Source organism: Sorangium sp. So ce448 (genome assembly GCF_051520915.1).
GTDB classification, from domain to species: Bacteria; Myxococcota_A; Polyangia; order Polyangiales; family Polyangiaceae; genus Sorangium; species Sorangium cellulosum_B.
In genome coordinates, this window is the sequence record NZ_CP150343.1 from 7,892,297 (window position 1) to 7,915,418 (window position 23,122).

Below are 23,122 nucleotides of genomic sequence, written 5' to 3' on the forward strand. Positions count from 1 at the left end.
CCCCGGCCCAGCTGCCTGGCGAGACCGCGACGGGGCCGTCGCGCCCGCCGCCCTTCCGCGCTCGCCCAGAGGCGGCGCCGATCTATACCATGGGGACATGCGCCCCACCGTGCTCCTCTGGGACATCGACGGCACCCTGCTCTCCACCGGCGGCGCAGGCCGGCGCGCCATGGAGCACGCGTTCGCCCGGTACGCCGACCGGCGCGACGCGTGCGAGGCGTTCTCGTTTGCCGGCATGACCGACCGGGCCATCATCCGGACAGGGCTCGAGACGGTCGGGCGCGAGGCCACGGAGGACGCCATCGACGCGCTCCTCGCGATCTACGTCGAGATCCTCGCGCAGGAGATGTCGCTCGCCGGCGACACCCGGGTCCACGCCGGCGTCATCGAGGCGCTCGACGCCGCCGCCCGGCGCGCGAAGTGCGCCATCGGCCTCGGCACGGGGAACGTCCGCGCCGGGGCGCAGGCGAAGCTCACGCGGGTCGGCATCTACGAGCGGTTCGCGTTCGGCGGCTTCGGCTGCGATCACGAGCGCCGCGACGAGCTCCTGCGCATCGGCGCGGCGCGCGGGGCGGCGATGCTCGAGGCGCCGCTCGAGGCGTGCCGCGTCGTCGTCATCGGCGACACCCCGAAGGACATCGCGGCGGCCCGGGCGATCGGCGCCGAGTCGATCGCCGTGGCCACCGGCACCTACGCCCTCGCAGAGCTCGCCGCATGCGCCCCGACCCACAGCTTCACCGACCTTCGGGCGAGGGGCGCGCTCGAGGCGCTGCTCGGTTGAGATCGGAGATCTCTCGACGAGCGGCCGGCTGACCGCTGCGGCTCGGATGCGCCAGGGTGGCTCCGCGAGATCACGCCGATGGTCGACTGATCCTCCAGAAGAGGATCGGATGGCGCGGCGAGTCCTCTGACACGTGGGGCGGCGGGTGCGTGGAGGTCAAACCCGCGTACGTCCGCGGAACGAGAACCTGTGCTCAGTGACCGATGCGACGCCGGATTGCGGTTCGCAGCTCGCGGATCTCCTGCGGTACCCGATTCAGATCGAGCTGAGCTCTGGCGATCTCCTGGACGAACGTGAGCCGACATTCGGGGTCTTTCGGACGCTTTCTGGTCCAGATCCTGGTCGTGAGGTCGCGGAGGATCTCCTTCCCGGAGAACTCCTGCCGCCAGGCGCCGGTGCTCAGCATCGCGCGGTAGCTGGCCTCGTGATCCGTGAGCCTCCTCGCGTTCGTGGCCACGTTGCCCCAGTCTGGCTGGAGCGTGGGCAGGACCCGCGCCCACCAGAGGCTACCGGTGATGGCAGCCTCAGCGTCCCCTTGCGATTTGACGCGATCTCTCCGCGGATGTTCGAGAAAACCATCGACCACCGCATCGCGGATCTCGGTGATCGTACGGCGGCAGCTCATCCACCAGGTGAGCGGCGTCGCGAGCATCGTGAGCTCCTGCTCGACCTGCGCTGCGTTGAGGCCCGAGGTGTTGACCTGGCAAGCAGCGATGGCATCCGGGTCGAGGAGTAGGTTCTCGATCTCGACGACATCCGCCGTCAGGACCACCACCGCGTCCTCGTTCGACCGTGCCCGATTGGAACCGCCGAAGTCTCGATCGCGAAAGCCAAAGACGTGCGTATTGTAGTCACTTCGTGCGGCATTCACGACGGCGTGGAGGTGCCCGTGACCACCGGCGACGAGGACCTTGATGTGCAACTCGCCTTCCCACGCCGTCTGGAGGTACGTGCGCGTCTCCTCGTCCTCGACCCAGAGATAGGCCGGGAAGTTTCGGTACAGGCCCGTCACGTCCGACGACGGCTTCATGACGCCTCTTGCGTGCGCGGAAGAGGCTGCGCTTCGCGCCATGCGCGCGAGCGGGGATCCGTGTCCGGCACGAGGAGGAAGCGCGCGTAGCTGGCCGTCTGATCCCAGACCGCATCGGCGTGCGAGGCAACGAGGATCTGCACGTCCGGGGCGAGCGCGTGGAGGGCCGGGAGGATCGTCGCCTGCCACTGCGGATGCAGGTGCAGCTCGGGCTCATCGATGACGAGCAGGCCGCCCTTCCAGTCGTTGAGGATGATCCAGCCCGCAAAGGAGAGGAGCTCGATCTCGCCCGAGCTGATCTGGTCGATGGAGCAGATCCTTCTCCCGTCGTCGGTCACCACGAAGAGATCGGCGAGCAGCTCTTCATCGTCCGGATCGACGATCTGGGCGTCGATGCGGGTGCCGTCGTCCCCGTGGAAGCGGCTCCACGCATCGTTGAGCCGGTTGAGCCAAGCATCCGCCCTTCCGAACCCCGGCAGGGTCCCCTTGTACCCCCCTCGCGCGCGCTCGTCATTGATCCGTTGCTTGAGCCGCCACAGGCGGTTGGTCTCGTTGTCGATGGGACGCCCGCCGCGCCCGACGAGCGGCTTGATCGGGCCTACCAGCTCCGGCGCGCGCCATGAAGAGAAGTACTCGACGGCCAGAGACTGCAACCACTGAGGAGGAATCGGCTCCTCCGCGCCGTCAGGAAGACGGTGGACGTGCTTGTCCGCCGTGCGGATCCAGGTGGTCGGATTCGCACCGTCGATGGCGACGTCTACTTCGATGATGGCACCTTCGGGCACGAGGACACGCCAGTGCTCTTCCCTGCGGGAGCGCTCGAGGTCACGCACGATGAGCGGGCCCATCCCCAGGCCGAGGAGCACCGCCTCGATCACGCTGGTTTTCCCGCAGCCGTTGGGCCCGGCGAAGACGGCCTGCTGCACTGAATCTCCCCGCGGCGTGGTCAGCTCCACCTCCAGCGCTTCCTGAATGCGCCGGAATTTCTCGATCCGGATCCGGAGAATCTTCGGTGCGTGCAAGGGTCCTCCTTCGCGGGCGCAGGACGCTAGCACAGGCCACGGGGCGTTCGAAGGACGGGGCGGGCTCCGGGATCGCGCCGACGTCCGCGCCGCGCCAGACCTGGACCCCGCCGAGCGCGAACCGGAGCGCCGGAGGGCGCGACGGCGGGGGGGACGGAGGGCGCGACGGCGGGGGGGACGGAGGCATGCTCCTGGGGAAGGGACGAAGCCGAGAGAGCACAGCGCCAGCTGCGAGCGTGCGTTACGCGAGCGCGCTCGGAGGTCGGCCGGCACCGGCTCGGCGCCCTGCCCATCGGGCGGAACGGGCGCGCCGGGCGGGACAGGCGCCGCGCGCTCGCCCTCGGGTTTGCCGTTCTTCCGGGCGGCTCCCCGCGCGCCAGCTCGCGAGCGGCGCGAGCAGCTTGTCCGCGAGCTCCTGCGCCTCCGGCTCGTCGGGCTCGACCGAGCCCATCATCAGGTGGTAGCGGTGGCCGGTTACGCCGCCCGTGGCACACACCCATGTGCTCGACCGCATCGCCGATGCTGCTGATCAGGGCTCCAAGGTCGAGCCCGAATCGCGACGCTCGGGATCAGCGCCCGAGCGCGGTCGCGATGGAATGCGCGGCGCGCAGCGCGAGAGCGGCGATGGTGAGCGTGGGGTTCACGGCGCCGCCGGTGGGGAAGACGCCGCTGCCAAGCAGGTAGAGGTTGTCGTGGTCGTGCGCGCGCAGGTTCGGGTCGACCACCGAGGTGTTCGGGTCGGCGCCCATCCGGTAGGTGCCCATGACGTGCCCGGCGCCCTCGTGCTCGAGCCGGTGCTCGCGGAACGTGGCGCCGAGCGCGTCGAAGATCCGGTCGTGGATCGCGCGCGCGGCCGTCATGCCGTCGCGGGTATAGGGGTCGATCCGGTAATGAAGGCGCGGCCGCGGCACCCCGAGCGCGTCGCGCTGATCGAAGGCAGGCGTGACGCGGTTGTCGGGATCGGGGAGCTGCTCCATCAAGCTGGACACGCAGAGCTGCCGGGTGCAATGCCACGCGAGCTCGGCGGCGAGCTGCTGGCCACGTACACCCTTGCGCACGAGATCGGCCGCGGCGACCTCGGGCCCGCCGATCGGCCACTGCCACCCGCTGTTGCCGAGCTCCACCCGGAACGCGGCGCGCACCCCCCGAGAGGCGCTGTTCCGCGTGGCGTCGATACCCCCCGTCGAGAGCGGTCCGCGGGGCTGCCCGAGCGCTTCCCCGGCGAGCGCCCAGCTCAGCTGGATGGGGTGATCCATGAGGTTGCGCCCCACCTGGCCGCTCCTGTTCGCGACCCCGTCCGGCAGCGCGTCGGTCCTGGACATCAGGAGCAGTTTGGGCGTCTCGATCCCGTGCGCCGCCACGATGTAGACCTTGCCCGAGGCCTCGTGTTCTGTGCCGTCCGGGCGCTTGAACACGATGCGCGACACGCGTCCGTCAGGGCCGACGCCGACGGCCGTGGCGATGGCCTCTTCCACGATCCGCACGCCGGCCAGATCGGCCTTCTTCACGTGCACCGAGGCGTCATAGCGGGCCGCGATCGGGCAGATCGGGCTGCAGGATTTGCTGCCGCAGCACGCGGGCCGGCCGTCGTACGCGGCGCTGTTGCGCGCCTGTGCCGTCGCGGTCACCGGATAGCCGAGGGCCGAGATCCTCTCGGCGATGCGCAGATCCGAGTAGCTGTGGGGGATGGGCGCCATGGGATAAGGCGCGCTGCGCGGCGAGCCGAGGCTGTCATCGCCGGCCACGCCCATCTCGATCTCGCTCTCGACATACCAGGGTTCGAGCACGTCGTACCCGATGGGCCAGTCGACGCCGACTCCATAAAGGGTCTTCATCCGGAGATCGTCGGGGAGGAAGCGGAGCGCGGTCCCGAGCCAGTGCCAGGTCGTCCCGCCGACGACGCGGAGGTACGTGCTCTTGAAGAGGTCCGGGCCCTCCTGCACGTAGTACCCGCGGGGAGCGCTCTCGCTGGGCGCAGGCGCGGCCATGGAGCGAGGAAAGGGGGCATCCAGCGTCTTGACCACGGCGCTCCGGTAGGCGCTGGCGGCCCTGTCGCGGTCGACCCGCGGCCCAGACTCCAGCACGAGCACCCTGGCGCCCGCCTTCGCGAGCCGGTAGCCGGCCAGCGTCCCCGCGATGCCCGCGCCCACGATGACCACATCCGCTTGCAGCCTGTCCCCCATAACCGAGCTCCGTCCGGGCGGCGGCAGCGCGCCCCGCCGCCTCACCCCGCGGGCGGCTCCCCCCAGGACCCCATCGCCCCGCCGCAGGTGCCCGGTGCGCTGGTGTAAGGGAGCGATCTCCACGCGAGCGAGCCCTCGTAGGTCGCCAGCGCGCGCCCGTCGGCCGCGTCGTACTGGCCCGTGTACCAGAACAGGAGGATCTCGTCCGCGAGCGCCCGTAGGCGCCTGTCGGCGAAGACGCCCCGCGCGGTCAGGTCATCGAGGGGGCACGCCGGAGCGTCGCCGACGAGCCCCGCCCTGGCATAGAGGTCCTCGAGCGCCGCGGCCTGCTCCGGACGTACGAGCAGGCAGTCGAGGTAGATCTGCGCGTGGTCCCGGGCGAGGTCGCCAACCCCGGTGAGCACCGTGGACAAGGCGAGGAACCGGTCGAGCGGCGCGGCGGCCCGGCCGCGGACCACGTGCCTTGCAAGGCCGCCGGCGGCGGCGAGGAGCGCGAAGATGAAGAGGGCGAAACGGCGCCGGCCCATGCGGAGGATGCTTCTCTGGGCGATCCGCCCCGGATTGAGCTGCTGGATGCTGCTGTTGCCACGAGGAGGCTCGTGGCGCACGCCATGGTGGCATGAGGGACGAGGTGCCCGGCGTCAATCACGATCTCCCCTGGACCACGAGGTTCGCTCTCCGCCATTCTCTACTTGACCGTCTCTGCTCGACCGCCGCCCGTCCGTCGTGGTCGCCTCACCTCGCCCCACCGAAACATACGACCTCCACGAACGTTCGCCGCCAGATCGGCCGCGGCGTCCATCCAATGCGCCCCACCCCCTGGCTGCCTCCCGCCCATCCTCGATCATCGGCGTATACGTGGGGACCTGCACGGCTGTAGAGTCGGGTCGGGTGCACACGCAGTGCTGTGGGGATGGACTCCGGCACCGGCGGGCGGGAGGTGTGTGATGTGGCCTCGTCTCTCTTCGTCCATTCTGGACCTGCAGGATCGCTATGGGGTCGTCGTCGTGGGGTCCGGCTACGGGGGAGCGATCGTCGCGGCGCGCCTCGCCGCGCACGGACACTCGGTGTGCATCGTCGAGCGGGGAAAGGAGTTCCCTGTCGGCACTTTCCCCGAGGACCCGGCGCAGGCGGCGCTCGAGCTGCGGACCTCGGCGAACCCGCTTGGGCTCTATGACTACCAGTTCGGCCACGACCTCGACGTGTTCTCGGGGAACGGCCTCGGCGGCACGTCCCTCATCAACGCCAACGTGGCCATACGGCCGCTGGTCGAGGTGTTCGCGAGCGATCGCTTCCCGTCTGCGATCCAGGCCGAGGCCCGGAGCGGCAAGCTCTGGACCTGGTACGAGAAGGCCGAGAAGACGCTCGGCATCGCGCCCGCTGCGTTCTCGACCGCGAAGGCCGACGCCCACGCCCTGTCGGGCCAGAAGCTCGGCAGGCCGGTCCTGGTCCCCAACCTCGCGATCAACTCCACGCACGAAGGTCTCGACGCGCACAGCGTCCACCGCCGCATCTGCACGAAGTGCGGGGACTGCGTCTCGGGGTGCAATGTCGGCGCGAAGAACACGCTGATGATGAATTACCTCCCGATGGCGCGCGCCGCGGGGGCGCGGATCTTCACGCAGACGGAGGTCCGCTTCCTCGTCGAGGCGCCGGCGAAGAACGGCTACTACGTCTTCTTGAGCCACCGCGCGGACCAGTCCTCGCCGCCCGTGGATCGCGTCGTCTTCGCGCGGACGGTGGTCCTCGGCGCCGGGTCGCTGGGCTCGACCGGCGTCCTCCTCCGCTCCCGCGAGCGCGGGCTGGACCTCTGCGGGCGTATCGGTCACCACTTCAGCTCGAACGCCGACCAGTTCGGCTGCGCCTACAATACCGACGGTCCACCGAAGAACTCGCTCGGCTTCGGCCGCCAGCAAGGCCACGCGGACGTCGGCCCCGCGATCATGCGCGTCGTCGACTTCCGCCGCCCAGGGGGAACAGGCGCGGCCGACTTCATCGTGATGGAGGGCGCGATTCCATCCGCGTTCGTGGACGCAGCGCGGAAGATAGCGAGCATCTCCGCGCTCTCCGGCCGAGACACCGACAGCGGCTGGCTCGACGAGGCCGGTGAGATGAAGCGCATCGTGGCCGACACCTTCTCGGCGACGCGGAGCGGCGCGCTGAACCACTCGCTCGTCCACCTCGGGATTGGGCACGACGGAGCGGACGGGCGCGTCACGCTCGACTCCGAGGGCAACCCTCGCGTCATCTGGGGCGCAGTCGGCTACCGGGACGTCTTCAAGCTCATCTCCAGCGCGATGTACGAGCTCACGAAGACGCACGGCGGGACGTACGTCGCAAACCCTCGCTGGAGCGAGGCGCTCGGCAAGAACCCGATCACCGTGCACCCGCTGGGGGGCTGCCCGATGGGGGAGACCGCGGAGCTCGGCGCCGTCACGCACGCAGGCCAGGCGTTCCGCGAGAGCGGCGACACGCAGGCAGGCCTCTTCGTCGCCGATGGCGCCATCATCCCCACGAGCCTGGGCGTGAACCCCTTCCTCACGATCTCCGCCTTTGCCGAGCGCGTCGCCGACGCGATCCACGGCCGCGCGACAGGGCGGATCGAGGTGCCGACCACCGTCTCGCTCCAGGTCCCCGCCTTCGCCGAGCCTGCGCCCGGTGTCGAGTTCACGGAGAAGATGCGCGGGCATCTGACGCGGTCCGTCACGACCGCGAGCACGCCGGAGGAATACGAGGCGGCCGAGGCGCTGGCGAAGAGCGAAGGGAGAGCCTTCGAGTTCCGGCTGACCATCGTGATCGACGATCTCCACAGGTTCATCGAGTCGCGCGAGCACGAGGCGATGTGCGAGGGCTACGTGGACGGCGCGGGCTTCGGCTCGCGCGTGCTCGTGGAGCGAGGGCGCTTCAACCTGTTCATCGAGGATCCGGAAGCCCGCACGAAGCGGATGATCTACCGCCTGGAGTTCACGGGCGAGGACGGCGAGCGCTACCTCCTCGACGGGTTCAAGACGATCCACGACCATCCCGGCTTCGACGTCTGGCCCGACACGACGACGCTGTTCACGACGATCCGAGAGGGATCCAGCGTCGAGGGCAGACCCGTGGCGCAGGGCATCCTGCGCGTCCATTTCGCGGATTTCCTGCGGCAGCTCACCACCCTCAGGGCGCGCAACGTGCCCACCCTCGGCGGCCGCGCGGCAGCGGTGTCGCGCCTTGGCGCGTTCTTCTTCGGCGATCTCTGGGACACGTACATCAAGCACCAGATCCCGGGTGAGGGGCCGTGACGGTCCGCGACCGCCAGCGTCCGTGTGCGTGAAGACGAGGTGAGCCAGTCAGCGTGCGCCCGCGGCGCTCCGCGCCTCGAAGCGCGCCGGCACCCGGCCCGACGGCCCGAGCGCGGTCGTGCCGCGCGGTCGCGCTTCGTTCGGCCGCAGCGCGACGAGCCTCCCCCGCTGCGCGAGCCGCGCCAGCACGAGTCAGCGCGTTCGCCGTGGTCTCGTGCCCGGCGAAGAAGATGTGAAGCACCTCGTCGCGCAGCTCCTTCCGCGACATGCGCTCGCCGGTCTCCTCGTCGCGCGCGTCGAGGAGCGCGTCGAGCAGGTCCCCCGGCCGCTCTCCGCCCTGCTCGCGCCGGTCGATGATGCCGTACACCACCCGGTCGAACGCCGCTGTCGCCTCCCGGATGCGCACGTTGAAGGGCAGCGGCCAGGACAGCGGCACCCTGAAGGGGAGCAGCATCCGGATCTTGATGTAGCGGTCGATCTCCGCGAGCGCGCTGTCGAGCGTGGCGATGTCCGACGGGAGCTGCTGCGAGAACATCGTCTCCACGATGACGTCGCGCGTGATGCCGAGCATGAGATCGTGGGCGTTGAGCTCCTGGCCATCGGTGAGGCGCGCGAGGTGGCGCTCGGCCACCGCGTTCATCGCCGCCGTCATCGTGGCGATCCGCGCGCGGGAGAAGCTCGGCTGCATGATGCGCCGCTGCCGCAGCCAGAACGGCGGATCGCTGATCGCCGGGCCGTTGCCGAAGACGGGCTGTACGGTCTCCCTCGATTTCTCGCCGCGCAGGTACTTCCTTGCCGCTTCGTGGAGCACGTAGCGGGCGTCGTCCGGGTGGGTGAGCATCACCATGCCCGCGGCCCCGAACGGGATCCGGGCGATCGGCCCCTTCTCGATGGCGACGCGCTCCAGGAAGCCCGCGGCGTCGACCGCCATCCACGGCAAACTGCCGAGCAGCGGGATCGACGGAGCGACAGGGATCTCGGAAGCGGGGCGGGCAGGCGGCGAGGGGGCTGCGATCGTCATGGGCGGCTCGCCCGAGGGTACATCAGCGCCGTCGCGAAGGCGGTCCCACGGCGGCACCGGGGGAAGCGCGGGTTTTCGCGGGAGACGGGGAACTTTTCCCGCGGGCGCGGGTCGTCTGCTCATGCACCCGATCCGCGCGCAGGTCCCCACCGAGAGCATTGCCCGCCCGCCCGAGCCCGGTAGGCCCTACGCGCCCGACGTGCCGCACGCACCCGCCCTCCCGTCCACGGACAAGATCCCCAGCCTGCTCTTCGTGGACCCGCCCGCGCGGACCGATCTCGACGAGCTGCGACAGTCCCTCTCGTTCGCGTTCACCAGCGGCGTCTCCGGTGGGCTCTTCAGCCAGGCGCTCGATCGGGCGCCCATCGGGCCCTCCACGTGGGATCCGAAGAGCTTCGCGCCGGACCTGTTCCTGGAGGAGCTCGTGGCCCGGTGCTTCCGCGTCCGCGTCGGAGGGCACGAGGCCGTCGTCAACCGAGGGTTCATCCTCCGCGTGCTCTCCCGGCCCCCGAGCGACACGCGCGTGACCGAGCTCCGGCGGGGGATCCTCCACGAGCTCTCGGGCTCACCCACGTTTCGCACGCAGCTCGAGAGGCTCTACACGGCCTCGTGCCGCATGCGCGGCGCGCTCGAGGGCGCGGTGGCAGGGAAGAAGTTCGATCCGACGCGGCGGCAGCTCGACGTGCTCGCGATCGTCAAAGAGGTCTTCGACCTGATGAGCGCGTCGTTCGAGGGCGCGCGATCGGGCCTCTCCCGGCTGCGCGACTTCGGCCAGGCGGTGCAGGCGACCGAGGGATATCGATCGATGGCCGATCTCCTCGATTACGACGAGCACCTCGCGACGCTCCGCCTGGACATCCGCGTCGGCGCCGACGGCCGCATCCGAGGCTTCGACGTCGTGACCGTCCGGGAGCGGCAGGAGAACCCGTTCGTGCTGTCGCCGGTGCGGCGCTGGCTCGCGAAGCTCGAGATGTTCTTCCGCGGGTACAGCTTCGGCGACGGAGAGGTCATGGCGAGGCTCGTCGACGCGGTGTTCGAGGGCATCGAGGATCAGGTCGTCAAGCTGGTCCCGCTCGTCGGAGAGATGGAAGTCTACCTGGGAGCGCTCGGCTTCCGGGATCTCGCCGAAGCGGCGGGGCTCGAGGTCTGCCTGCCGGAGCTCCGGTCCGCCGCGGAGGGCGAGCGCGCGCTCCTCGGCCTCTTCAATCCGCTCCTCGTCGCCGGCGGAGGGAAGGCGGTGCCGTGCGACGTCGTGACCGATCGGGCCGACACGACGCTCCTGGTCACGGGGCCGAACTCGGGCGGAAAGACGCGCCTGCTCCAGTCGGTGGCGCTGACGCAGCTCCTCGCGCAGGCGGGCATGTTCGTGCCGGCGCGCAGGGCGAGCGTCGCCCGCGTCCCGGGGCTCGTTGTGTCGCTCATCCAGGAGACGAAGTTCGATCAGAGCGAGGGGCGGCTCGGCATGGAGCTCCTCCGGATCCGGGCGCTCTTCGAGGAGCTCGGCCCGGGAGCCATGGTGATCCTCGACGAGCTCTGCTCGGGGACGAACCCGTCCGAGGGCGAGGAGATCTTCGAGCTCGTCGTCACGCTGCTCGAGAAGCTCCGCCCGCAGGCGTTCATCACCACGCATTTCCTGACGTTCGCGGCGCGGCTCGAGCGGGAGAAGGCGATAAGGAACCTCCGGTTCGTCCAGGTGGAGCTCGACGCGGCGCAGAAGCCCACGTACCAGTTCGTCGACGGCGTGGCCGCGACCTCGCTCGCGGCCCAGGCCGCGGCCCGGCTCGGCGTGACCCGCGGCGAGCTCGAGGGCCTCATCGATCGCAACATCGATCGCAATCAGCTCGCCTCCAGAGCGCTGTCCGTCGTGGGTCGGGAGAGCTGACGTGGCGACGTTCCTCACGACGGATCGAATGAACCCCGCCCTCCGCGCGCGCGTGGAGCGGGCCGCCAGCCACCGGGCGCGCGCGCGCCATCACGCGGCTCGAGCCGGGATCAAGGGGACGTTCGCGAGCGACAAGCGGCTCGGGCGCGCGCGGCTGCTCACGCTGCTGACGGCGGCGGCCGTCGTGCTCCTCGCGATCGCGATGTACGTCCAGGATCGCCGCGCCATCGAGGCCGAACGCCGCGCCCTGCTGGCCGTGCTCGACGAGCGCCGCGCGGAGTTCCCGGCGGGCCACGAGGGCTTCGTCGAGGCGACGGATCGCTGGATCGCCGAGGCCGCGGGCGACGGGGACCCCGCCGATGTCGTCGACCCTTCGCTCCGCGCCCCAGGGGCCCTCGACGCCCTGCTCCGCCGGCCCGCGGTGTACGTGCGCGCCCCTCGCGCCGAGCTGCGCGACGCACGCGGGATCGAGGATGCCGCGCGCGGATCCGACAAGGATGCGTTCCTCCTGTGCCTCCTGAAGCCTCCGCCCACGTCCGAGGAGCGCGATCTGCTCACGAAGGTGCGAGGCGTGTATTTCGGCGGGACCAGGGTCGACGAGGAGACAGCGAACGTCCGCCGGCTCGCCGAGGCGCGGCTCGGCCTCGCGGTGCTCGGCCCCACGTTCGAGGGCTCGGTGCGCGCGGCCCGCGACGTCGCGGCGGTGAAGAGGCACCGCAAGGAGCTGGATCACGCCCCGATCGAGCTGGCGAAGAAGGCCGCCGGCGCGGAGGTGCTGATCGTCGTGGCCGAAAGCCCGGCCGAGAGCACGACGTCCGCGAGCTCGGCGCGCGTCTCTCTCGTGGATCTCGCGGCGAAGAGGGTCCTGTTGCGTGTGGGCCGGCGGGTCGACCAGCAAGGGCTCTCGCCGACGGGCGTGCTCCATCGCGAGCAGATCGAGGGCTGCGGCCTCGCCTTCGCGGTGCGGCGCAGCGTCGAGGAGTGATGGCTTCGCTCCCCGGAGCGCAAGGCGGTCACCGAGCTCCGCTCAGCGCGCGCACATCTCCATCAGCATCGTCTCCAGCACCGCCTGCGCCGGGCGGCGGCTGCTCTTCAGCGCGAGATCCGTCTCCGCGAGCACGCGCATCCAGCCGGCGAGCGCGCCCTTCGGGAGCTGGCGGACCGACTGCGCCACGTCGTTCGCCTTGAAGGGGGCCACGCCCGCGCGCTGGGCGGCCTCGGCCTGGCTCGCGCCCCCGGCGAGCGCCGACTCGAACTTCACCATCTGCCGCACCGACCAGGAGACCGCCCCGAGCAGCCGCAGCCCGCCGTCGCGCGGATCGTAGGCGTCGGCGAGGGCCGCGAGCGCGCGGTCGAGGCGCCGCTTCCCGAGGGCGTCGATCAGCTCCCAGACGGTGCTCTGCCGGATGCGGATGACGATCTGGGCGATCGCGTCCTCGGTGATCGGCTGCTTCGGCCCGACGTACAGCGAGAGCCGCTCGAGCGCGTCGACCACGTAGCCGAGCTCGGGCCCGGCGAGCTCGGCGAGCTGATCGGCCACGTCGGGCGCGATCGGGTTGCCCTTCTCCCGGGCGATGGTCGCGATGAAGCCGGGCAAGGCGCGGCGGTTCAGGGGCTCGCACGCGACAAGGAAATCGCCCTTCTTGGCGGCGGTGACGAGGCGGCGCTGGCCGTGGAGCTTCGTCGCGACGAGCACGAGGACCGCGCTCGGCGACGGCGCCTTGGCGTACTCCGCGAGCGCGTCGAGCGGACTCAGCTGCTTCGACACGCCCCGCTTGCCGCTCGCGCCGCTCGCGCCGCGGTCGTCGTCCCCCTCGCCGTCGTCGCCCTCGTCCTTCTTCTCCCAGCGATCGACGCCGCGGACGAGCACGAAGCGGCGCGGGCCCATCATCGGCAGCATGCGGGCGGCGCCGAGGATCGACTCGACAGGCGCGTCGCCCGCGGTGAACTTGTCCTCGTTGAAGCCGGCGACGCCCCCCTTGGCCGCCGCTTCCCTGATCGCGCTCACCACGCGATCGACCAGCCAGCGCTCCTCCCCCAGCACCAGGTAGACCGGGCGGAGGGCGCCGGTGGTCGCTTCCTTCAAGGCTTGGTCGGGCGTCACCGCTCCGGCATCGGGCGTTCAGGCGGGTGCGTCAAGGGCGCCGCGCTCGCCCCCGCCGCCGGCGAGCCCGCGCGCCCGGCCCTCCCCTCGATCACGGCAGCGAGAACGGGACATCGACGCGCACGTTCGCCCCTGGCGGCGCGACGGCGACCGACGGCAGCGCGTCGACAAGGCAGGCGGTGACCTCGGGGCGCGACGCCTCGCGGTCCTCGATGATGCCTCGGGCGAGCTGCCGGCCCTGCGCGTCGAACGTGAGGTTGAAGACGTACTTCACCCCGCGCGGCGCCGGCTGCGCCGCGATCGCCGGCTTGTAGCAGCGCTCGATCAGGGCGGGCCGGTGCGCCTCGAGCGCCCGCGCGGCCTGCATCGCGACCTCGTCGCGCGCAACGCTCGGCGCGGGCGCCTGGACCGGGCGCGCCGGTGCGCCCGCGCCAGGCGCCCGAGCCGCCGGCCCGGCGGAGGACGCCGCATCGGCCGGCGGCTCGGGCGCTTCCCGGGCGGGGCGCGGGTCCGCGGGGACGCCGGCTGGGCCGTGGCGAAGGCCGAGGTAGACCGCGGCGGCGATCATGGCGCTGCCGAGGAGGATCGCGGTGGGGGTCGAGAGCTGCCTGCCCATGCCTTCGCATTCCCAGTTTGACAGGATCCCCCCCGACCACTCTAGATCCGCGCCGTGTGGTCCGTCCTGCTCGTATTCGCCTTCACGTACATGCTCATCGCGGCGCGGCGCCTGTCGATCCTGCCCATCGGACGCCCGGCCGGCGCGCTCGCGGGCGCGTGCGCCATGGTCTTCCTGAGCGCGATCCAGCCGGGCGCCGGCCTGGATCCGCATGAGGCGTTCGCGGCGATCGAGCCGAACACCATCGGCCTCCTGCTCGGAATGATGCTGCTCTCGGCGTCGCTCGACGCCGCGGGGGTGTTCGAGCGCGCCGCCGCGTGGGTCGCGCAGCGGGACCTGTCGCCGGTCCGCCTGCTCTACCTCGTCACGGTGGGCTCCGGGCTCGCCTCCGCGGTGCTGCTGAACGACTCGGTCTGCGTGATGCTGGCGCCGCTCGTCGACCGGACCGCCCGGCGCGCGGGGCTCGAGCGGGCGCCGTACCTCCTCGCGCTCGCGATGGGCGCCAACGCCGGCAGCGCGCTCACGCTCGCCGGCAACCCGCAGAACATGCTCGTGGGCCACCTCTCCGGCATCTCGTACCGCACGTACCTGCTGGAGGCGGGCCCCGCCGCGCTGATCGGGCTCGCCGTCACGGCCGTGACGCTGCACCTGCTGCTCCGGCGCCGCATCTCGGTGCGGACGCCCGTGCCCGTGCCCGCGCCCGAGCCCGCGCCCGCGCCGGCGGGAGACGCCCGGCCGAGCGCCCTGGCGCCGCTCGCCTGCATCGTTGTCGTGTCCGTGATGTTCGTGCTCGGCGCGAACCTCGCGTGGACGGCGGTCGGCGGCGCGACCGCGGTCATCCTGCTTCACCGGCGCGACGCGAACGCCCTGTTCGAGCGGGTGTCGTGGACCGTGCTCGTCTTCTTCGGGGCCCTCTTCATCGTCGTGGCGGGGCTCCAGAAGACCGGCATGCCCGAGCAGGCGCTGCGCGCGGCCAGCCCCTTCCTCCCCGCCGGGCCGACGATGGGTCTGCTCGGGCTGAGCATCGCGATGATCGTCGGGTGCCAGATCGTCTCGAACGTCCCCTTCATCCTCCTGGCGGACTCGTACATCCGCAGCCAGCCCGATCCGCACCTCGCGTGGATCACGACGGCGCTGGTGTCCACGCTCGCGGGCAACCTCACGCTGCTGGGCTCGGTGGCCAACATCATCGTGGTGGAGACGGTGGGCGCCGAGCGCGAGATCGGCTTCCGCGCTTACGCCAGGGTGGGTGTCCCGGTGACGCTCGCCTCGACCGCCGCGGCGCTGGCCTGGCTCCTCCTCGTACGCTGAGCCGCGCCGCCACGGCGCGACCCCGCCGCGCCGCCACGCAGAGCGGGCGCCGCGCCGATCACAGCGGCGCCTGCTCGCGCAGGCGCAGGCGGCGATGGCGCACCCCGACGCGCGCGAAGGGACGCCGCCCCGGCGGCCTGCGCCGCACGTCGAGCCACGCGTGGATCACCGTGATCCCGACGGCCGCACAGAACACAGGCCCCATGGCGAGCATCACCAGGAGCCGCAAGGCTTGCCGGATCGCGCGCTTGTTCATGTGGCCCAGCGTACCATCCCCGGTGGACCCAGCAGCGGATTGAATTGAAAAACTTCAATTCTGCTGCTGGAAAGACCCATCATCAAGCTCCAGCGCGGAAAAATCTTGTATTGCTGGATCCCGCTCGTTTACAGCTGGGGGTGGCCGATCTCGACCCGCTGTCGACCCTCTGCCGCGCGGCCAGCGGTCCGCGCCCGCGCGGCAGGGAGGCCCCTGGAGGCGCGCCTGAGCGGCCGAACTCCTTCGCGGCGGCGAGCGAACCGCGGTCACCCATCTCCCGGAGAAGCCTGAATGGCGCACCAGCTATCCAAACGAGTCGCCCTGGTCACCGGCGCTTCCCGCGGCCTCGGGGCGGCCATCGCCCGCAAGCTCGCGGCCTCGGGCGCGCGGGTTGCGGTCAACTACTTCGGCAGCGGCGAGCAGGCGGCGCGTGTTGTCGAGGACATCCGCCGGGGCGGCGGCGAGGCCGAGGCGTTCCGGGCCGACGTGCGCGACGAGCAGGACGTCGCCCGCCTCGTGGGCGAGGTGCAGGCCCGCCTCGGCCCCATCGAGGTGCTCGTGATCAACGCGACGGGCCCGCAGCCGTTCGTCAAGCTGGAGGACCTGACCTGGAAGCACTGCCTCGACCAGCTCGAGTTCTTCGTGAAGAGCCCCGTCCTCCTCGCGAAGGCGGTGGTCCCGGGGATGAAGGAGCGCCGGTCGGGGCGGATCATCAACGTCGGGTCCGAGGTCTTCGAGCAGGGCGTCCCCGAGTTCTCCAGCTACGTCTCGGCGAAGGGCGCGCAGCTCGGCCTCACGCGCTCGTGGGCGATGGAGCTCGGCCCGCACGGGATCACCGTCAACCAGGTGTCCCCCGGCTGGGTCGTCGTCGAGCGCCACCTCCAGGAGGGCGCGAGCGCCGAGGCCATCGAGGCCTACCGGGCGAGCAACCCGCTCCGGCGCATGGGCACGCCGGACGACATCGCCGAGGCCGTCGCCTTCCTCGCGTCCGACGCCGCCGAGTTCATCACGGGCCAGAAGCTGTCCGTGAACGGCGGCAGGACCCTGGCCTGAGCTCCTCGAAAGCCCCTGGCACCGTTCGCTAGAGCAGCCCGCGATGAGCTAAAGACAGAAGGTCCATCGACGTCGCGACGACGATGTGGATGGCGCAGCCGCCCCAGATGGAGTCGCTCTTCAGGCTCACCGTGCCGAGGATGAACCCGGCGAGCACCGAGCCGAGCGCCTCGGGCAGCGGCTTGCCGAAATGGATCATCGCGTAAGGCACCATCATGGCGAAGATCGACGAGTAGCCGAGCGCGCGGCGGATCCCGTGGAGGAAGAAGCCGCGGTAGAAGAACTCGAGCGCAACGAATTGCGCCGCATAGAGCGCCTCCCACGCCCAGAGCCAGGGCCACGGGCCCTCGCCCGGCGCGAGCTTGTAATACGGATACTTCGCCTGGAAGGCCGGCGACAGCGACGCGGCGAAGAGGAACGGCGCCATGACGGCGAAGAGGAAGCCATAGACGGGCAGGTGCCTCGCCGTCCCGCGGACGCGCAGGCCGAAGCTCCGGATCGGCGCCCGCAGCACGAGCTTCGCGACGACGAGGGTCGGTATCAGATAACCGACGAGGCGGCCGAGCGCCCAGACGATCCGCTGGTGAAAGCGGCGATCCGGCGACGTGTTCAGCGCGTCGTGGAGCCTCGCCGCGGCGCCGTCGAGGCCCACGGCGCGCAGGCCATCGACCATCCAGCGCGTGTCGTTCTCGTTGCCCGCGAACCGGACGAAGAGGAGCACCCCGATGACGGTGAGGAACACGCACACCATCCGGCGGGTGACCTCCCCCGCGGGCGTGGTGGCCCTGTGGTGCGCCGCCTCGGCGTCGAGCCGATCGCGCAGGTCGATGACGTACTCCTGCCAGATCCGGCGGAAAAAGCGTCCGATCACGCGCCGTGCTTAACACCGCCGGCGCCCCCGGCACAACCGCGCCGGGGAGGCGCTTCTACTGCTGGCCGGTGGGATTGACGATGATCTCGACGCGCCGGTTGTTGGCCCGGCCCTCGGTGCTCGTGTTCTCCGCCACGGGGCGGTCCGGCCCGTGGCCGACGGTCGCGATCTTGTCCCCGGGCAGCCCCGCCGTGATGAGGTGGGCCTTCACGGCGTCGGCGCGCTCCAGCGAGAGCTTGCGGTTCGCCTGGGCGGAGCCGGTCGAGTCGGTGTGCCCCTCGATCCTGATGGGCGGCGACCCCTGATCCTTCAGGGTGGCCGCGACCTGGTTGAGCTTCTCCTTGGCGATCGGCAGGAGATCGGACTTGCCCGAGGCGAAGAGCACAGCGCCGGAGAGCGTGATGACCACGCCGCGCTTCTCCTCCTTCACCGCGGCGATCTCCTTGAGGCTCGCGAGCGCCGCGTTCGCGACGCGCTCGGCCTCCCGCCGCGCCGCCTCGGCCTCCTGGCGGGCCTTCTCGGCGGCGGTGCGCGCGCTCTCGGCCTGCAGCCGCGCGCTCTCGGCCTGCTGCTGCGCGGTCTCGGCCTGGGCGCGCGCGTGCCGCTCCCGCTCGATCTGCTGCTGGCCGCTGTGCAGCGCCTCCCTCGCGCTGGCGAGCTGCTGCTGCGAGAGGTCCTTGAAGGCGTCCTCGGCCGCGGCCTTGTCGCGCTGCGCCTGGAGCAGCGCCGCCGCCGCCTCGGCCTCCTGGGCCTTGCGGTCGGCGATGTACGCGAGATCGCGCGTCTGCGCGGCCTCGGGGTCCTCGCCGAACGCCCCCTCGGCGCGGGAGAGCGCCTGCTTCGCCGTGTCGAGCTGGGCGGGCGCGAGGCGCGAGGCGGCGCCTTCCGCCGCGCGCCTGTAGCTCGCGCGGGCGTCGACGAGCTCCTTCGGCGGGACCGCCGCGCCGCACCCCGACGCCGCGTAGAGCGCGGCGCACAGGGCGAGCGACCGGGCAGGCCAGGACGGGTTCTTCACCAGGGAAGCCATCAGCATCACCTCTCGCTTCACTTGACCCCCGTCTGCTTCATTTTCTCGACCTGCTTCAGCGCCTCCTGCGCCTCGGCCTGCGTGGAGCGCGCCTTCGCGAGCGCCAGCGCGAGTTCGGCGTCGGCCTCGGCGCGCTGGAGGAGGCGCGTGGCAGAGTCGTTGTCCTCGGCCTGCATCTGCTGCTTGGCCTTCTCGAGCTGCTCGCGCGCGAGCTTCAGGTGGAGGGTGGCCTGCGGGTCGGACCCGGCGCCCATCTCGTCGGCCGCGCGGATGGCGGCCTGGGACGAGGCGAGCTGGTCATTCGGCGGAGGCACGGTGCCGCCGCACGCAGCGAGCGCAAGACCGAGCACCGCGGCCGGGCTCGCGAGGCGGCGTAGGGGTGGCTTGTTGTTCGGGCTTCGGTTCACCCGGCCGTTGTACAACACCCGAGGTCTCCGACAAATCAGGAAACCCCTGTCATTGCGAGCGATCTCGGCCGTCTGCCTCGGTCCGCGGCGCCGGGACAGGCGCTACTCGACGCGCATCGAGCTCGCGCGGACGATGCGGATCCGCGCGTCACGCGCGTCGGGCTGGTTGACCGCGCGCGCGAACTCGGGCGCGGCCGGGGAGGCCACCTCGACGACGGACGCGGTGGAGCCGATGCGGATCGCGCCGATCTGCTGGCTCGACACGCCGCCGCGGCGGCACACGAGGGCGAGCAGGCGCCGGGGGTCCGCGCCGTGGCGCTCCCCCCAGTTGACCTGGAAGGGCACGAAGGGGAGGCGCGGGGGCTGCTCCCCGTTGCCTTGACGAGCGGCGGGGCGAGCGCGCGACGGCGCCTCGGACCAGGGCGGCGCAGCGGACCGGGCGCGCGACGGCGCCCCGGACCAGGGCGGCGCCGGCGGCCGGGCGCGCGACGGCGCCCCGGACCAGGGCGGCGCAGCGGACCGGGCGCGCGACGGAGGCGGCTCGGAGCGGGGCGGCGCGACGGCGGTGACGGGCCGCGGAGCGCAGGGGCCTGTGTGCTTCGCCCGCGCGAGGAGGGCCGCGACGAGCTCGGTCGCGTCCATGTCCGCGAGCAGGCGGGCGGCGAGCTCCCTGTGCCGCGCCTCGGGCGCGGGGCCGGACGCCTCGCGCGGGGCGCGCGCGTTCGCGTCGCTCGAGGCCGCGTCGCCCGAAGCCGCGTCGCCCGAAGCCGCGTCGACCGCGGCCGCATCGCCCGCGGCCGCGACCTCCCGGCGCGCCGGGGCGAGCTCGGCGGCGAGCCGCTCGTCGGCGGCGCGGAGCACGTCGTCCGGCGACGGCGCCGGCCGGAACGTGGCCTCGACGCGCGCGCGCCGGAGCAGCCTCAGCGCGTGCTCTCGCGCGAACGGCGCGACGAGCAGCACGCTCGTCCCCTTGCGGCCCGCCCGGCCGGTGCGGCCGCTCCGGTGCGTGAAGATCTCGGGATCGCCCGGGGGATCGGCGTGGATGACGCGCCCGACCTCGGGGACGTCGATGCCGCGCGCGGCCACGTCGGTCGCGACGAGGGTCGTGATGGCGCCCGAGCGAAACGCGTCGAGCGTGCGGGTCCGCTCGCGCTGCTCGAGGTCGCCGCTCAGGGCGCCCGCGGGCAGGCCGAGCGCGGTGAGCTTGTCGGCGAGCTCGGCGGCGCCCTCGCGGGTGCGCACGAAGACGAGCGTGCGCTCGCCGGGCGCGAGGAGCAGCAGGTTCACGACCGCCGCGTCGCGCTCGGCCGGCAGCACGAGGTGGGCGACGTGGGCGATGTCGCCGTTCGCGGCGCCGGGGCGCGTGCCCTCGACGCTCACCGCGTCCCGCTGGAAGCGATCGGCGAGCGCGCGGACCTCGCGGGAGAAGGTGGCCGACACGAGGTGGGTCTGACGATCCTCGGGCATCTTGCCGACGATCGCCTCGAGGTCGTCGCGGAAGCCGAGGTCCAGCATCTGGTCCGCCTCGTCGAGCACGAGGGCGAGGACGCCGCGCGGGTCGAGGGTCCCGCGGTCCAGGTGATCGAGCAGGCGGCCGGGCGTCCCGGCGATGACATGGGGGTCGCGCCGCAGCGAGCGCGCCTCGGCGCCGAAGCTGGTGCCGCCGGTGACGCACGCGACGCGCGCGCCGAGGGGCGAGAGGAGCCAGCTGAGCTCGCCGGCGATCTGCGCGGCGAGCTCCCGCGTCGGCGCGATGATCACCGCGGCCGGAGCCGCCACGGTGCGCGGCGCGCCGTCGGGCGCGGCCGCGGCGCGGTCGGCGAGGGCGCGCTCGAGGCGGGGGGTGAGCGCGAGGCCGATGGCCACGGTCTTTCCGGAGCCGGTCTGCGACGAGACACGAAGGTCCCGCCCGGCGAGCTCAGGGGCGAGGACAGCCTGTTGGACGGGGGTGAGGGAGGTGAAGCCGCGGCGGGCGAGGGCGCCCGCGAGCGGCGCGGGCAAGGCGTCGAGCGATGAGGCTGGATTCATGAAAGCCGCGCAACCTAGCAGAAGCTGGACGGTTGTCGCGGCCAATCGCGTATCGAGCGCAGCGCGGCGCGTCGCAGCCGCGCGGCGGGGGAGCTCCCCCGCCCTGCCGGGATGATGAAACCGCCAAAGCGCCAGAAGACGCCAATATTATTAGTTTTCTTGGCGTCCTTGGCGTCCTTGGCGTCCTTGGCGGTTCAAAAGCCCCCGCCTTCAGTCAGCGTGCCTCACCGCCGCGCTCCGGATCACTGGGCGCTCGCCTTGGCCTTCTCGTCGAGCCAGGCCACCGTCCACGCGAACGGGCTGTTCCAGTTGATGGTGATCTCGTTGACCGACCACGCCCCGATGTCGTCGAGGTAGCACTTCTCCGGGGCGCACTTCGCGCGCTCGGCCGTCTCGTCGAGCGCCGCTTGCGCCACCTCATCCTCCAGCCCGGAGTTCGGCCCGCCGGAGACCGCACCGGGCGGAGCCGACGGGTACTCGGGGTCGACCTGGGCCGCCCAGAAGCGATGGTGCGGGTTCTCGAGCGGGTTCTCGCCGTAGCCGGAGACATAGGACTTGTCCATCGGGTTGCGCCCGAGGAGGTAGTCCGCGCCCGACGCCACGCCGTCGAAGTACTTCTGCTCGCCGGTGAAGTCGTGGGCCAGGGCCAGGACCAGCATGTTGTTGAGCACGAACGAGTTGGAGCCCCAGGGATACCCGCCGTTGCCCACGGTGAAGGGCACCCGGTACCCCTCCGTCGCGACGGCCTCGAGGTACTTGTCGGCGATGGCGATCAGCTGGGTCCGGGCCGCCTCGCGCTCCGCCGCGGCGTGCTGGGCCTCGACAACGGCGAGCGAGATGGCGCCCAGCCCGTCGACCTGGCCCCAGGTCATGGCGCTGAACGTGCCGTCCACGCCGATGAGCTCCTTGCTGTAGTCCGACGCCGCGAGCTCGGCCTTGTACGCGGCGTCGCCCGTGGTGAGGAACAGCTCGGCGGCCGCCCAGTAGAACTCGTCGCCCAGGTTGCTGTCGCCGTAGGCGCCGCCGCCCGGAACATCGCCTTCGTTCGGGAGGGTGACCTTCGGGTTCGCCTTCGCCGCGGTCCACGCCCGCGTCGCGGCCTCGAGGCACTTCGCCGAGAACGTGGGGTCGAGCTCCTTCCAGATGCGCGCGGCCTGGGCCGCGGTCGCGGCCAGGTTGAGCGTCGCCGCCGTGCTGACCGGGCGCAGGTAGCGCGGCTGCGTATCCTCGTGCGGCGCCAGCGGCAGGCCGGTCCACGCGAGATCGTGGATCTTGTGGTGCACCATGCCCGCGCTGGTCTCGCCCTGGGGCACCTGCATCTTGAGCATGAAATCGATCTCCCACCGGGCCTCGTCGAGGAGGTCGGGGATCTCGTTCGCGTTCTCGGGGATCTTCAGCTTGCCGTCGCCGAAGTCCCCCGCCGTGGACCCGAGCGCGACGAACCGCTCGTACTGGTTCAGCAGCGTCCAGGCGGAGATACCGCCGTTGACCACGTACTTGCCGTGATCGCCGGCGTCGTACCACCCGCCCGTGACGTCGAGCGTGTACGTGCAGCCGATGCCCTCGGCGCAGGGCGCCTCGTCCGGCTTGTGCCCCGCCGGGCGCGCGTGGTCCGGGCCGACGTACTGCTCGAGGATCTCGATGCCGGAGCGGTTGTGATAGAAGTACGCGAGCGCGTCGTACTTCATCTGGGAATAGATGGTCGGGCTCACGTCGAACGGGTGGCTCGTCACCGTCCCGACGCGGAGCTCGTAGCCCTCGCCGACGGTGGTGAAATCGCTGAAGTCGATGGTGTGCACGTGCTCGCCGGAGGCGGCGTCGTCGCCCACGACGCGGGTCGCCCCGCTGTCGACCACGGTGCCGGCCGCGTCGACGAGCTCCCAGGCGTGCGGCTTGTCGGCCGCGGCCACGACCGTCGCGACCTTGGCGGCGGCCGGCAGGTACCCGACCTGGTTGACGCGGATCAGCTCGGTGCCCGACGGCGGCACCGTCTCGATCGGCGCCTCGCCCCCCGTGCCCCCCGTGCCCCCCGTGCCGCCCGCGCCGCCCGCGCCGCCGGAAGCCCCCGCGCCGCCAGCGCCGCCATCGCCGCCCGCGCCACCGGAAGCCCCCGCGCCACCCGCGCCGTCCGAGGGTCTATCGTCGCCGCAGCCAACAGCGGTGAGGCCGCCCGCGAGCGCCAGAAGAAGAGATCCACCCAAACACAGCCAAGAACGCTCCCGACGAGCCGACTTCGCAGCAGAAGA

19 protein-coding genes are annotated in these 23,122 nt (G+C 71.8%); 6 read left to right on the forward strand and 13 right to left on the reverse strand.

Going from position 1 to position 23,122, the window contains the following annotated elements; translation table 11 throughout:
* Nucleotides 1-97 precede the first annotated feature (97 nt).
* The gene (locus tag WMF45_RS29750) at nucleotides 98-781 is read left to right on the forward strand and encodes an HAD family hydrolase (RefSeq protein WP_437708210.1); all 684 of its coding nucleotides are present in this window, start codon (nucleotides 98-100) and stop codon (nucleotides 779-781) included.
* 193 nt (nucleotides 782-974) lie between these two features.
* On the opposite strand, the gene WMF45_RS29755 is transcribed toward WMF45_RS29750, so the two are convergent.
* From WMF45_RS29755 to WMF45_RS29770, 4 genes are all read right to left on the reverse strand, one after another.
* A complete protein-coding gene (locus tag WMF45_RS29755; RefSeq protein WP_437708211.1) occupies nucleotides 975-1,703 on the reverse strand; it encodes a hypothetical protein in 729 nt (242 codons plus the stop codon).
* 104 nt (nucleotides 1,704-1,807) lie between these two features.
* The gene (locus WMF45_RS29760) at nucleotides 1,808-2,833 is read right to left on the reverse strand and encodes an AAA family ATPase (protein WP_437708213.1); all 1,026 of its coding nucleotides are present in this window, start codon (nucleotides 2,831-2,833) and stop codon (nucleotides 1,808-1,810) included.
* Between the two features lie 569 nt (nucleotides 2,834-3,402).
* The gene (locus WMF45_RS29765; RefSeq protein ID WP_437708215.1) at nucleotides 3,403-5,016 is read right to left on the reverse strand and encodes a GMC family oxidoreductase; all 1,614 of its coding nucleotides are present in this window, start codon (nucleotides 5,014-5,016) and stop codon (nucleotides 3,403-3,405) included.
* 41 nt (nucleotides 5,017-5,057) lie between these two features.
* On the reverse strand, nucleotides 5,058-5,543 hold the full coding sequence (locus tag WMF45_RS29770) for a sugar dehydrogenase complex small subunit (RefSeq protein ID WP_437708217.1): 486 nt from the start codon (nucleotides 5,541-5,543) through the stop codon (nucleotides 5,058-5,060).
* A 420-nt stretch (nucleotides 5,544-5,963) separates the two neighbouring features.
* On the opposite strand from WMF45_RS29770, the gene WMF45_RS29775 reads away from it, so the two are divergent.
* Entirely contained in the window at nucleotides 5,964-8,300 is a 2,337-nt protein-coding gene (locus WMF45_RS29775) for a GMC family oxidoreductase N-terminal domain-containing protein (RefSeq protein ID WP_437708219.1), read from the forward strand.
* On the opposite strand, the gene WMF45_RS29780 is transcribed toward WMF45_RS29775, so the two are convergent.
* Entirely contained in the window at nucleotides 8,269-9,321 is a 1,053-nt protein-coding gene (locus WMF45_RS29780; protein WP_437708220.1) for a cytochrome P450, read from the reverse strand. The genes WMF45_RS29775 and WMF45_RS29780 overlap by 32 nt on opposite strands.
* A gap of 121 nt (nucleotides 9,322-9,442) precedes the next feature.
* Here WMF45_RS29780 and WMF45_RS29785 point away from each other — a divergent pair, with 121 nt between their 5' ends.
* Both WMF45_RS29785 and WMF45_RS29790 read left to right on the forward strand, forming a co-directional pair.
* A complete protein-coding gene (locus WMF45_RS29785) occupies nucleotides 9,443-11,203 on the forward strand; it encodes a MutS-related protein (RefSeq protein WP_437708222.1) in 1,761 nt (586 codons plus the stop codon).
* A 1-nt stretch (nucleotide 11,204) separates the two neighbouring features.
* Entirely contained in the window at nucleotides 11,205-12,188 is a 984-nt protein-coding gene (locus WMF45_RS29790) for a hypothetical protein (protein WP_437708224.1), read from the forward strand.
* A gap of 42 nt (nucleotides 12,189-12,230) precedes the next feature.
* On the opposite strand, the gene holA is transcribed toward WMF45_RS29790, so the two are convergent.
* On the reverse strand, nucleotides 12,231-13,289 hold the full coding sequence (gene holA / locus WMF45_RS29795) for a DNA polymerase III subunit delta (protein ID WP_437542067.1): 1,059 nt from the start codon (nucleotides 13,287-13,289) through the stop codon (nucleotides 12,231-12,233).
* A gap of 109 nt (nucleotides 13,290-13,398) precedes the next feature.
* On the reverse strand, nucleotides 13,399-13,923 hold the full coding sequence (locus tag WMF45_RS29800; RefSeq protein ID WP_437708226.1) for a hypothetical protein: 525 nt from the start codon (nucleotides 13,921-13,923) through the stop codon (nucleotides 13,399-13,401).
* A 54-nt stretch (nucleotides 13,924-13,977) separates the two neighbouring features.
* On the opposite strand from WMF45_RS29800, the gene WMF45_RS29805 reads away from it, so the two are divergent.
* The gene (locus WMF45_RS29805; protein WP_437708228.1) at nucleotides 13,978-15,234 is read left to right on the forward strand and encodes an SLC13 family permease; all 1,257 of its coding nucleotides are present in this window, start codon (nucleotides 13,978-13,980) and stop codon (nucleotides 15,232-15,234) included.
* A 58-nt stretch (nucleotides 15,235-15,292) separates the two neighbouring features.
* On the opposite strand, the gene WMF45_RS29810 is transcribed toward WMF45_RS29805, so the two are convergent.
* Nucleotides 15,293-15,490, reverse strand: a complete 198-nt coding sequence (locus tag WMF45_RS29810; protein WP_437708230.1) for a hypothetical protein — start codon at nucleotides 15,488-15,490, stop codon at nucleotides 15,293-15,295.
* A 291-nt stretch (nucleotides 15,491-15,781) separates the two neighbouring features.
* Here WMF45_RS29810 and WMF45_RS29815 point away from each other — a divergent pair, with 291 nt between their 5' ends.
* Nucleotides 15,782-16,543 carry an SDR family oxidoreductase gene (locus WMF45_RS29815; RefSeq protein ID WP_437708232.1) on the forward strand — a complete coding sequence of 254 codons (762 nt, stop codon included), beginning with the start codon at nucleotides 15,782-15,784 and terminating at the stop codon, nucleotides 16,541-16,543.
* 28 nt (nucleotides 16,544-16,571) lie between these two features.
* Here the strand turns inward: WMF45_RS29815 and WMF45_RS29820 are convergent, their stop codons facing one another.
* The 5 genes from WMF45_RS29820 to WMF45_RS29840 all read right to left on the reverse strand — a co-directional run bounded on the left by WMF45_RS29820 (nucleotide 16,572) and on the right by WMF45_RS29840 (nucleotide 23,077).
* Nucleotides 16,572-17,414: a CPBP family glutamic-type intramembrane protease gene (locus tag WMF45_RS29820; RefSeq protein WP_437708234.1), complete on the reverse strand. Its 843-nt coding sequence runs from the start codon at nucleotides 17,412-17,414 to the stop codon at nucleotides 16,572-16,574.
* Between the two features lie 55 nt (nucleotides 17,415-17,469).
* Complete coding sequence (locus WMF45_RS29825) at nucleotides 17,470-18,441, reverse strand: OmpA family protein (protein WP_437708236.1); 972 nt, start codon at nucleotides 18,439-18,441, stop codon at nucleotides 17,470-17,472.
* A 17-nt stretch (nucleotides 18,442-18,458) separates the two neighbouring features.
* Nucleotides 18,459-18,848 (reverse strand): DUF4398 domain-containing protein, encoded by a 390-nt coding sequence (locus WMF45_RS29830; protein ID WP_437708238.1) that lies wholly within the window; start codon nucleotides 18,846-18,848, stop codon nucleotides 18,459-18,461.
* A 102-nt stretch (nucleotides 18,849-18,950) separates the two neighbouring features.
* Nucleotides 18,951-20,876, reverse strand: coding sequence for a DEAD/DEAH box helicase (locus tag WMF45_RS29835; RefSeq protein WP_437708240.1), 1,926 nt, complete (start codon nucleotides 20,874-20,876; stop codon nucleotides 18,951-18,953).
* Between the two features lie 242 nt (nucleotides 20,877-21,118).
* Entirely contained in the window at nucleotides 21,119-23,077 is a 1,959-nt protein-coding gene (locus tag WMF45_RS29840; RefSeq protein ID WP_437708242.1) for a glycoside hydrolase family 9 protein, read from the reverse strand.
* Nucleotides 23,078-23,122 lie beyond the last annotated feature (45 nt).